We start from the raw sequence: 10,648 nt of genomic DNA, 5'->3' as shown, positions 1-10,648 counted from the left end.
GCCCTACCAGGTCTATTGTTTTGGTCTATTCTTCTGGCGCCCATCAGAATTGTCCTGGCTCGATCCTGAACACGTCAGGCTCATCTGCATCAACTGCGTAGAGAAGCGCGAGCCCCGAAGGCGACAATGTGCCTCCGCCCGCGCCATCGCCTTCGAATTCCCCTTGAAGGAGCAGCACGGTGGCGCGCCCTTCCTGATCCTCACCCCTGAACAACAGGATTCCGTTGTCGAGAACCAACCCGGTCCTGACCGTCTCGGGTGCATATCCCGAAGACAGGAAGTGCGCCGAAAGCACCTCGCTGTTGGACACGAGGGTCTGCTCGTCGACCGTGCCGAGTTCCCAAAGCACGCCGACCTGGATCAGCGTGGAACTGGTGTATCCAAAGACATAAGACACCTGCGCCGGACCGCCCTCGGGCAACACGTCATCTGCGGTGATCGTCAGGATTAGGGTGCGCTCCACCGCGTTGTCGCCAGAAAGCACGTCTTCTGCGGCGACACCGAAGTCAGCCTCGATGGCCTCAAGCACTTCCTCTTCGGTCATCCCGAAGCGGGCGGAGCGGAAGCCTTCGACCGATGCGGCAGCCGCCTGGCCGTCCAGCTCCTGTCCGGCCGGAGGCACCGAGTCCAGCGCAGCGTCCTGCGCTACGGCCGAGAAGGCACCCACGGCCAGGCTCGCCAATACGCCGATTGCGGATGGTAGTCCTAATGCTCTCACGATGTCCCCCTCATGAGCCTGCGGTCCCTCACGCTCGCGGCGAGCCTAGGGGATCGAGGGCGCCCGCGTCCAGTATCCTGGATCAATTCGTTAACTTTGCTGGAAACGTTGCCCAAATATCACAACGCCCAATCCGCCTACCGCAGATGGGCTAAGTATCTCCGCAGCCGCGCAGATAACCAGCCTAGCAAAAAGGAAAGGCGAAGGATCAGATGGACTTGGCAGTCCGGGCGGCCGCCGGCTTGGCCGTGCGCGCGCGTTCTCCCAGCCGCACGATAGCGCCGAGACTGGCAAGATGCTGGACGATGGGCTTGAGATACCGCTTCTCGTGTAAAGTGCCGAGGGCTTGAGCCGAAAGCGAGTCGAACGCCTTCTCGTCGACCACGAACAGCCCGTGCACCACCGTGCTCTCGCCATCATCGGCCTTGGCGTCGAGCGTGACCGCGCTGAGCAGATCCATCTGCTGGAGCGTGGCGCAGAAATCGTCGGTACGCGTCGCGGCGTTCTTGTAATTGACGGCCAGATCGAGCGCCTGCTGGACGACCGGCTGGAGATCGCCGCCTTCCGAAAACAGGCGATCACCGGTCTTGGGGTTTAGCCCGGGGAAGGCTTCGTCCACGCACAGGATGGGCTCGCCTTCGGGGACGTCGCCCATGATGAAAGGATAGCGCCGGAGATAGGCCGGAACGTACTGTGCGTCCCAGGCGCCCTTGGCATCGACGAACAGGTTCGATCCGGGTTTCAGCCCGGTGACGAACACTGCCGCCGGCTGGCGTGAACCGGGCAGAAAGGCGATGGGAAGGTGTGCAAGCGCGGCACCGAACTCATCGATGAGGGCTGGAACCATGTTGGCCGTGCGGGCAAAGGCGAACCGGTCCTTGCCCAGATCCAGCCTGATATCGCGGTGCGCGCCCTTATCGAGCGGAACGATCTTGTTGTAGAACAGTGGATTGCTCATGGTTCCGCAGCCCTTCCCGGCCAGTCCCAGCCTTGTCCTTGTGGACTACCAGATCGCCGGGATCCGGGCAAGCAACCCCATGCACTGTCCAACTGCAGCGTCTTGTCGTTGCCCATCAATTGCCCGCTTGCGTCATTGTACAATACCCCATCGAGACGGCGTGGCGTTCGCTTATTCGGTTTCGGCACCTACGAGAATATGTCAGAAGTGTCACGATGCACTCAATCTTGAACCGCTTGCTGAACGGTCGCGACAATGCAACGGCATACCTTTGAAGTCCCTGCAGGATTGCATGGCATCCAGTTTCTGCTCGCGGAATACGGTCCGCTGCGCACCGCCCGGAACGCGTTGCGGGGTGCCATCACACGCAACACCAGAGATCAGGCTATCGTCGTTCGTGCGGGAAGCACGCGTACTGTCATTATCGATCCGATAGGCAAGATCGTGACCAAGTCCGCGCAGGGCACCGAAAAGCACGTGACCGCCCTAACGCGCCAGCACGATCTGCTTTCGATGCTGGAGCAGGCCGACGGAATCGCCCCACGCATTCTGGAGAGCGACCTCACCGGTAATCCGGCCTCGTTCGCCGTTGAATGGGTACCCATCATGCCGGGAGCACGTTCAAACTGGCGCGGCTGCATGCATCGGCTGCTGACACAGGACATGCAGCGGGCCTATGACGCACTGGCCAGGGTGCGCGAGAGTGATGGCGGTCCGGTGTTATGGGGGCCCGTCCATGGTGACCTAAAGCCCCTCCACATCCGCCAGCGGGCCGACGGCAGCCTGTGCCTGATCGACTGGAACACGGGCATGGCGCCGTTCATGCGCGAGGTGCTCAACCTCGTCCGGACACGGCCGCGCGAACGCCGTTGGATCGACAAGGTCTGGGATGGAGAACTTGATCGGCTTCCCGCGACCTTCTGTCTGGGCCTCTGGCCACACTTTTCTGCGTTGGGGAGCCGCTTTCTGGGTGCCGACGAGGAAGACTGGCTGGTGCCGAACCTTCGCGCCGCGGCCCCGAACGGCTTGCGCTGGCGTCGATCGGCACCTGCAGGGTGAAAGAAGGCTCGCTGCTGGCTATTGTGCCGCGATGGGCAAGGCGACGCTTTCGTCGTGCGCTCCTTCAAAGCCATCATGGGCAGCGATGGTTTCGACCAGAGCGGAAATGTCGGGGTCTTCGCCGACGTCGAGCACGCAAATTTCCGGATGGGTCTTGCGGAGCCAGTTCACAAAGGCACGGTTGAGGTCATCCTTCCGGGCAACACGGCTGTGCACATAGGATTTCGACCACCTCAGATCCGCAGAACGGCCGCGGGCGAGCCTGCGGGCCAGCAGGGCTTGGGGGGAAATGCTGATGTGGATGAGCACGTCGGGCTGACCGAAGGCTTCGAGGGCGAGGGCGAAGGCGGGCTCGGGGTCCGGCTGATCGGCGCGTTTGCGCGAGTGTGCGACGAGGCTCATGCTCCCTGCCCCGCCGAGCTCATCGACGAGGATAACATCGGCCGCCGGGAACAGGGCGCGGATTCGCCGCACGGGCAAGGCGAGAGAATAAGCAAGCTTTGACAATAGCTTACGGCGACCGCCGGGCGTGCGCGAGGCCAGATCGCTGCCGCTCAAAAGGCGAATCCAGAGGCGGGGATGGCGGGTGGCGTCGAGGAGGAGGCGCCAGCGGGGGACGGGGGCGCCGGTGTTCTTGATGCGGGCGGAACGCCCGGAAAACCGGGCTTCGAGCTGGTCGATGAGGGTGGTCTTGCCCGCCCCCGATACGCCGATCACCTGTACAACAACCGCCATGATCGCCCTAATAAGCCGTGATCTGTCGCCTAAATGTCATGATAGTGTCATTTGTTCCTGCGCGCTACCGCGATAGCGGAGAACGCGATTGCATCGCGCCCCGCGCGCCGATAAACCGGCCCCATCCGCGCGGCAGGTAGGAAACGATGGCTGACACATTCGCTAAGCTCTGGGCGCTGCTCACGACGCGAGAGCGGCGGCAGGCGGGGCTTTTGCTGGTCGTGATGCTGGCGCTGGGGGTGATCGAGATGGCGGGCGTCGCCTCGATCTTCCCGCTGATCGCGGTGCTCTCGAACCCCGAGATGATCGAGACAAACCCCTATCTGAACACCGCATACGAAATGCTGGGGTTTTCGAGCAATAACGGCTTTTTCGTGGCACTGTCGGCGGGCGTGTTCGCGGTGATCGTGCTGCGCACGGTTTTCACCGCCATCAACAGCTATGGCATGCTGCGCTACGCCCAGATGCGCAGCCACTCGCTGAGCGTGAAACTGCTGGGCTCATACCTGCGCCGCCCCTATGCGTTCTTTCTCAACCGGCACAGCGCGGACATGGGCAAATCGGTGCTCTCGGAAGTCGAGCAGGTGGTCAATGGCAGTCTGATGCCGGCGCTCCAGCTCGTCTCCAAGGGCATCATCGCCTTTGCGCTGGTGAGCCTCGTGGTGGTGGTGGAACCGGTGATCGCCTCGATCTCGGTGCTGGTGCTGGCGGGCGCCTACGGGCTGGTCTATTTCACGATAAGAGGCTACCTGCAGCGCAAGGGCGGCGAGCGGATCGAGGCCAACAAGGCGCGGTTCCAGATCGCCCAGGAGGTGCTGGGCGGGGTCAAGGAGGTGAAGGTGGGGGGCCTCGAACACGGCTATCTGCGCCGGTTCGACAAGGCCTCGCTGCGCTTTGCCCGGCTCAAGACCCAGCTCGCGCTGGTCAAGGAAGTGCCCCAGCAAGTGCTGGAACTGATCGCGCTGGGCAGTATCCTGACGCTGATCATGGTGCTGCTGATCCGCGCGGACGGGCAGCTTTCCGCCGCGCTGCCGACGCTGGCGCTCTATGCGTTCGCGGGGCTGCGGCTGTTGCCGGCGATCCAGCAGATCTACAAATCCTTTGTCGCCCTGCGCTTCGGGGGGCCGGCGCTCGATGCGCTGCATACCGACCTTTTCGAGGCCGACCATGCGCTGGACATCAGGCAGGCGGCCACGCCCTTGCCGCTCGTCCGGGACATCGAACTCAAGGGGGTGAGCTTCGCCTACCCCAATTCGGAGCGCACGGCCCTCAAGGACATCTCGCTGACCATTCCGGTGCATTCGACGGTGGGGTTCGTGGGGCCGACTGGGGCGGGAAAATCCACGATCGTGGATGTCATCCTGGGCCTTCTGGAGCCCCAGAGCGGGGCGCTGCTGGTGGATGGCGTGCCGATCACCCGCGAGAACGTGCGGCGCTGGCAGAAGTCGGTGGGCTATGTGCCCCAGCAGATCTTCCTCGCCGACGAGAGCATCGCGGCCAATATCGCGCTGGGCCTGCCGCCCGAAAAGATCGACATGGCGGCGGTGGAGCGGGCGGCGAGGATGGCCAATCTGCACGATTTCATCGTCTCGGACCTGCCCAAGGGCTATGGCACGGATATCGGGGACCGGGGGGTGCGGCTTTCGGGCGGGCAGCGCCAGCGCATCGGCATCGCCCGGGCGCTCTACCACGATCCGGACGTGCTGGTGCTGGACGAGGCGACCAGCGCACTGGATAATGCCACCGAGGCGGCGGTGATGGACGCGGTGTATACCCTTTCGAGCCGTAAGACGATCATCATGATCGCGCACCGGCTGACGACGGTGGAGCGGTGTGACCGGGTGATGAAGATTGCGAGTGGTCGGATAGATCGCAACTTACCCAACGCAATGGAAATGCCTCATACAACGACAGCTCTCTAGGAAGATGATGGCCATGGGAGGAGCAATACGTTCCTAACCTAGAAGGATACGTCGCGGCACTTTCGTTGATTTGATCAGCGATCAATTGGCACATTAATTGAAAACAAATAACTGCGCGCCCACAAATAAACTCAGCATAGACATACATGAGGCATGCTTTGCGCATCCCAGTTTCCAGAGACTCCATTCGAGCAGTATACAAGCGGTTTAGGCAATATAAAAATGCCGGATCTCCAGTTAATTTTCTTTCTAGTGAAATAAGTTATATATCTGCCATATATCTATGCAAGAAGCGCGACTTTGTAATTAATGCCGCTACACATCACTGCCGATCGAGTGGTGGCTTCTCTTACGGCGTAGAGGGCGACCATCTGTATGTGAAACTTGCAAAAGAAATTCTTCGCGACCCCTTGATGTCGTACAGTCAGTCATCATTGCGCCGGTTCCATCGAGAGCGCCTTGGAGACCACATCTCGTGCGGCTCTGGGAAATTCACGGAAGGTGGGCAAGGCGTTACACTCGGACCCGCGCTGCCTTGGGATCCAAGCGACCAAATGGAACAAGCTGCCAGACTCAGACGCATTTGGAGGCGCGACAATAAACAACGACGCCGCCGCCTAGGTATGAGTGGGCCGACCGAGGCGACAAGCTGGCTGGACGAAACGAACGGCCCGTTGGAATTTGCCGTCATGAAGAAGCTTGTTGGCGACATTGAAAAGCACGGCTATGTCCGCAACGACGGAATTGACGGCGATGTATCTGCCGTGGCCATGATCGATACTGACAATACCACGCGGTTCATTATTCGCTCGGGCAAGCACAGAATTGCTGCGGTATCTGCTCTCGGAATCGATACCGTGCCCTTGCGCCTAAATGCTCGTAATTGCGTTCGATTAAGCGAGGTAGAATTTTGGCCAAGCGTCCAGAAGGGGAGATTGACTGCCAAGCAGGCGCGCGAAGTATTCGAGAGAATATTTTTGTCTTGAATTGAACGCTGTACGCATCATGGCGCAAACTCGCCTCGAATAGACCAATCGGATTACCGGACAAGAATGATAAAGGCATATTACAACAAGAATCAGCACGAGACTGTTCTTGTCCTTAATCTACATGCTACAAATAGAAATGAATAGAGGAAATTTGGTACATTTTTCTCGTATACTTTTTAGAAAGCTTCTCCAATTAACTTGGTGGATAAATATAATTTATTATCGCTCACTATCCGGCGTAAGGATTTGTGTCGGGAAAGGAACTCGTCTATATCGAGGCGCTTATTTGAAATGCAGCCTCGGTTCGGGACGCTTTTCTTGCGGGGAGAAGTGCATTGTGCATCGCGGGGCAATGATATTACCATATGGTGGTCACATTGAACTCGGGGACAACTGCACCTTGAACCCATATTCAATAATATACGGCCATGGCGGCGTGCGGATTGGCGACAATGTCCGAATTGCTGCCCATGTAACGATAATTCCCGCCAATCATAACTTCAATCGTCTGGATAAGCCCATATGCAGGCAGGGCATCACCGCTAAGGGCGTGATAATCGGCAATGACGTGTGGATAGGCGCTAATGCTACAATATTAGATGGATCGTCGATCGCTGAGGGCTGCGTCATTGCAGCTGGCGCAGTCGTCAGAGGCAACACCGTGCCAAATGGCATCTATGGCGGGGTTCCGGCAAAACTTATTGGCCGGCGAGGGCCAAAGGAGAACTCTTAAGTGGAACGAATTCACCAAGCCCCGCGGATTTGGTCAAACAATGAACTTGCCCACTTCTCTTCACTGTTTAACGGTGATGTGGTGAACGTGAGCGCTTGGCGGGACGAGGATAAACAGGGGAAACGATACAAAGACTATTTTTCAAACGCAACAAGCTACACGATAACTAATTTTGATGCAGACAAAAGAGGTCTACAAGGCATTGATGGGGAATTATTTCTCGATCTTGAGAAAGAAATGCCGCATGAGCTTATAGAAAAATTTGATGTAGTATTCAATCACACGACTCTTGAACATGTTTATGATTTTCACAAGGCATTTCATAATCTCTGCCTGATGTCTAAAGACATCGTAATAATAGTAGTTCCGTTTGTGCAGCAGATGCATTCCGATTACGGAGATTTTTGGCGATTCAGCCCGCAGGCCATACATCGTATGTTCGAGATGGAAGGACTCGAAGTTGCGCACCTCTCATTTAACAACGATTTCCATTCATCTGTATACATACTATGTATTGCAACTAAAAATTCGGAGCGTTGGAGGGAACATTTCACTTTCGACGTCGATTATGTAGATTCACGGTTTGCCCACCTGAAAGAGCCGTTTGCAGGCTGTAACGCCATCCATGCCAACTGGCGGACGATGCTTAAGGGATGGTTAAAAAGCAAATTTGGTGACGGATAGACGTCTTGCAAGAACCTCCATGTACAGTAGGCATCACCTGCTTCAACGCAATCGATACAATCGCGCGCGCTGTTGAGAGCTGCCTTGTGCAGGACTGGCCACACCTGGAAATCGTGGTGGTCGACGATTGCTCCACTGACGGCTCCTGGGACGTGCTTGAAGAGCTTGCCAGCCGCGATGACCGCATTCGGGTGATCCGGCATGAGGTGAACAAGGGATACCCCGCCGCGCTGAACACAATCGTGTCCCATGCGCAGGGCGAGTTCGTAGCCTTTTTCGATGATGACGATGACAATGTGCCCGACCGTCTGCGGGCGCAGGTGGAGCGGATAGAGGCCTATGAGCGGGGGACGGGGGCGCAGTTGGTGTTCTGCTATTCCAACCGCGCGGTGGTGCACGGCGGCGAGACGAAGCCACATCACATCGCCAAGGCGATCGGCCGCGTGCCGCGCGAACCCTCAGGCCCGATGGTCGCCGACTTCATCCTCGGCATCGATGCTGACCCGGGCTACACTTGGGGCCGCTTCGGGAGTTGCACGCTGATGGTGCGGCGCTCCACTCTTGATGCGGTCGGCCCATTCGATGAGACGTTCCGGCGCTCTGCTGAATGGGACATGGCCATAAGAGGCGCACAGATGGGCGCGCACTTCATCGCGGTGGATCGTCCGTTGATCACGCAGCACAAGACCGCAACAGCGGACAAGGCCGGCACCATCCCGCTGAGATATGCGCTGAAGCTACGGGACAAGCACAGGGACTATCTCAAGGCGCGCGGGCTTTACCGCGCCTCCCGCCTGATCGCGCATTCGAATTTTCATGGCAATGGCCAGCGCAAATGGCGGGCGCGGGGCTTTCGGGCACTGGCCTATCTGACAGCGCCCAAGCTGATCGGCGGTTTTCTGGCGCGGCGCAAAGCGGCGCGAACCCGCTGACCATGGCGCCCACCGTCACGCTCGGCCTGATCACCTACAATGCCACCGACACCGTGATGCGGGCGCTGGCTTCGGCGCGGGCGCAGGAGGGGATCGAGGCCGAAATCGTGGTGGTGGATGATTGTTCGTCTGACGACACGCTCGCGCGCCTCGAGGCGGCGGCGCGGGGGGACGAGGCGATCCGGGTGTTTGCGAGCCCGGTCAATGGCGGGGCGGCGGTGGCGCGCAACCGGGTGATCGCCGAAGCCAAGGGGGCGTTCATCGTCTTTTTCGACGATGACGACGAGAGCGCGCCCGACCGCGCGGCGCGCCAGATCGCGCGGATACGAACGGTCGAGGCCGGGCTTGGGCGCCCTGCCCCGGTGCTGTGCCACAGCGCGCGCGCCCAGCATTATCCCGACGGCACGATCCGCACCGAGCACACCATGGGCGAGGACCCGGACGGGCCTATCCCCGCCGGGCTGGCGGTGGCGCGCCGGATCCTGATGGGCGCGCCCCTGCCGGGCGGCTACGGGTCGCTCGCCACCTGCTCGCAGGCGGGGCGCACGGCGGTCTATCGGGCGCTCGGGGGGTTCGACCCGGCGTTCCGGCGGTCGGAAGACACCGAGTTCGCCATTCGCGCCTCGCGGGCGGGCGCGCATTTCGCGGGGATCGGCGCGGCGCTGGTTACCCAGACGATGACGCCCACAAGCGACAAATCGCTGGCCGGGGAGCGCCGGTTCAAGCGCATGCTGATCGAAAAGCACGCGGACCTGTTCGAGAGCGCGCGGCATTTGCGCTTCTGCCTCGAATGGACCGAGGCGCGGGCCGACTGGCTGGCCGGGGACAGGGCCGCGTTCGCGCGCCGCATGGCGGGGCTGGCGCTCACCCACCCTATCCTCTCCGCCCGGCGGGGGCGGCTGGCGCTGCCCAATTTTTCGGGCAACCGGGCGTTCGCGCGGTTTCACCAGCGGAGCAGCCGCCCGTGACCCAGGCCCCGCTCGTCACGCTCGGCATCACCAGTTTCAATGCCGCCGACACCATCGTGCGGGCCATCGACAGCGCGCTGGCGCAGGACTGGCCCAACACCGAGATCGTGATCGTGGACGACGGCTCCTCGGACGAGACCGTGGCGGTGATCACGGAGCGGATCGCGGGGGTGGACGGGGCCCGGCTCATCGTCCACGCGCACAATACCGGCGCGGGGGGCGCGCGCAACACCATCCTCGAGGCGGCGCGGGGCGCGTTCATCGCGTTTTTCGACGACGACGACGTCTCGGCGCCCGCGCGCGTCACCGCCCAGATCGCGGCGCTCGAGGCGTGCGAGGCGGCGACCGGCAGCGCGCTGGTCGCCTGCTATGCGGGGGGCGAGCGGCTCTATGCCAACGGGCACAGGGTCGACGCGCCGGCCATCGGCAGCGAGGGGGAAACCCCGCACGGGCACGGGGTGGCCGATTATCTGCTGATCTACGGCAAGCGGGAGGGCTGGTTCTTCGGCGCGGGCGTGCCCAGTTGCGCGCTGCTGGCCCGGGCCTCGACATTCACGGCGGCGGGCGGGTTCGACATCCGCATGCGGCGGGACGAGGACGTGGACTTCGCCATATCGCTGGCGCTGGCGGGCGGGTATTTCACCGGCACCCGCGAGCGGCTCTATGTGCGCCACATGACCGGGGGCGCGGACAAATCCCCCGAGCTGATGCGCGATTCCAAGCTGGTGCTGGCCGAGAAGTACAAGGACTATCTGTCCTCGATCCATCGCTATGAATATGCCCGGCGCTGGCCCGTGCTGCGCTACTGGCACTTCAAGCGCCGGTACGGACGGTTCGCGCTCGAATTCCTCGGGTTGTTCGTGCGCCACCCTATTGCGGCAACGCGGCATCTGTTGTCTACAGGACCGCGCCGTCTGGCCCATGAGCGCCGCATCAAGCCCCGAGACTAG

General features: G+C 60.8%; 11 protein-coding genes. 8 read left to right on the top strand and 3 right to left on the bottom strand.

The window, feature by feature from the left end; genetic code table 11:
- Positions 1–43: 43 nt before the first annotated feature.
- Positions 44–718, bottom strand: a complete 675-nt coding sequence (locus EO136_RS16500) for a hypothetical protein (protein ID WP_127145485.1) — start codon at positions 716–718, stop codon at positions 44–46.
- A gap of 208 nt (positions 719–926) precedes the next feature.
- Positions 927–1,676 carry a SapC family protein gene (locus tag EO136_RS16495; RefSeq protein WP_127145484.1) on the bottom strand — a complete coding sequence of 250 codons (750 nt, stop codon included), beginning with the start codon at positions 1,674–1,676 and terminating at the stop codon, positions 927–929.
- A gap of 255 nt (positions 1,677–1,931) precedes the next feature.
- On the opposite strand from EO136_RS16495, the gene EO136_RS16490 reads away from it, so the two are divergent.
- A complete protein-coding gene (locus EO136_RS16490; RefSeq protein WP_127145483.1) occupies positions 1,932–2,735 on the top strand; it encodes a hypothetical protein in 804 nt (267 codons plus the stop codon).
- Positions 2,736–2,753: 18 nt separating this feature from the next.
- On the opposite strand, the gene EO136_RS16485 is transcribed toward EO136_RS16490, so the two are convergent.
- A complete protein-coding gene (locus EO136_RS16485; protein WP_127145482.1) occupies positions 2,754–3,470 on the bottom strand; it encodes a P-loop NTPase family protein in 717 nt (238 codons plus the stop codon).
- 146 nt (positions 3,471–3,616) lie between these two features.
- Between EO136_RS16485 and EO136_RS16480 the strand changes: the two genes are divergently transcribed.
- The 7 genes from EO136_RS16480 (at position 3,617) to EO136_RS16450 (ending at position 10,648) form a co-directional block, all read left to right on the top strand.
- Positions 3,617–5,392, top strand: a complete 1,776-nt coding sequence (locus EO136_RS16480; RefSeq protein ID WP_127145481.1) for an ABC transporter ATP-binding protein — start codon at positions 3,617–3,619, stop codon at positions 5,390–5,392.
- 554 nt (positions 5,393–5,946) lie between these two features.
- On the top strand, positions 5,947–6,378 hold the full coding sequence (locus EO136_RS16475) for a hypothetical protein (RefSeq protein WP_127145480.1): 432 nt from the start codon (positions 5,947–5,949) through the stop codon (positions 6,376–6,378).
- Positions 6,379–6,502: 124 nt separating this feature from the next.
- On the top strand, positions 6,503–7,114 hold the full coding sequence (locus EO136_RS19055) for an acyltransferase (RefSeq protein WP_342773429.1): 612 nt from the start codon (positions 6,503–6,505) through the stop codon (positions 7,112–7,114).
- Positions 7,115–7,798, top strand: coding sequence for a hypothetical protein (locus EO136_RS16465; RefSeq protein ID WP_127145479.1), 684 nt, complete (start codon positions 7,115–7,117; stop codon positions 7,796–7,798).
- A 5-nt stretch (positions 7,799–7,803) separates the two neighbouring features.
- Positions 7,804–8,730, top strand: coding sequence for a glycosyltransferase family 2 protein (locus tag EO136_RS16460; RefSeq protein WP_164730654.1), 927 nt, complete (start codon positions 7,804–7,806; stop codon positions 8,728–8,730).
- A gap of 2 nt (positions 8,731–8,732) precedes the next feature.
- On the top strand, positions 8,733–9,698 hold the full coding sequence (locus EO136_RS16455; protein ID WP_164730653.1) for a glycosyltransferase family 2 protein: 966 nt from the start codon (positions 8,733–8,735) through the stop codon (positions 9,696–9,698).
- Positions 9,695–10,648 carry a glycosyltransferase family 2 protein gene (locus EO136_RS16450; RefSeq protein ID WP_164730652.1) on the top strand — a complete coding sequence of 318 codons (954 nt, stop codon included), beginning with the start codon at positions 9,695–9,697 and terminating at the stop codon, positions 10,646–10,648. The genes EO136_RS16455 and EO136_RS16450 overlap by 4 nt, the downstream gene beginning before the upstream one ends.

The organism is Pelagibacterium montanilacus, assembly GCF_003992665.1.
Taxonomy (GTDB): Bacteria; Pseudomonadota; Alphaproteobacteria; order Rhizobiales; family Devosiaceae; genus Pelagibacterium; species Pelagibacterium montanilacus.
Note: the sequence above shows the minus strand (reverse complement) of the source record. Positions and strands in the feature narration are given on the sequence as shown.

Bases quoted from the DNA above. Each gene is read 5' to 3' on its own strand.
- EO136_RS16475 (WP_127145480.1), top strand. From the start codon at position 5,947: ATGGAACAAGCTGCCAGACTCAGACGCATTTGGAGGCGCGACAATAAA.
- EO136_RS16455 (WP_164730653.1), top strand. From the start codon at position 8,733: ATGGCGCCCACCGTCACGCTCGGCCTGATCACCTACAATGCCACCGAC.
- EO136_RS16490 (WP_127145483.1), top strand. From the start codon at position 1,932: ATGCAACGGCATACCTTTGAAGTCCCTGCAGGATTGCATGGCATCCAG.
- EO136_RS16485 (WP_127145482.1), bottom strand. From the start codon at position 3,470: ATGGCGGTTGTTGTACAGGTGATCGGCGTATCGGGGGCGGGCAAGACC.
- EO136_RS16495 (WP_127145484.1), bottom strand. From the start codon at position 1,676: ATGAGCAATCCACTGTTCTACAACAAGATCGTTCCGCTCGATAAGGGC.
- EO136_RS16480 (WP_127145481.1), top strand. From the start codon at position 3,617: ATGGCTGACACATTCGCTAAGCTCTGGGCGCTGCTCACGACGCGAGAG.
- EO136_RS19055 (WP_342773429.1), top strand. From the start codon at position 6,503: ATGCTACAAATAGAAATGAATAGAGGAAATTTGGTACATTTTTCTCGT.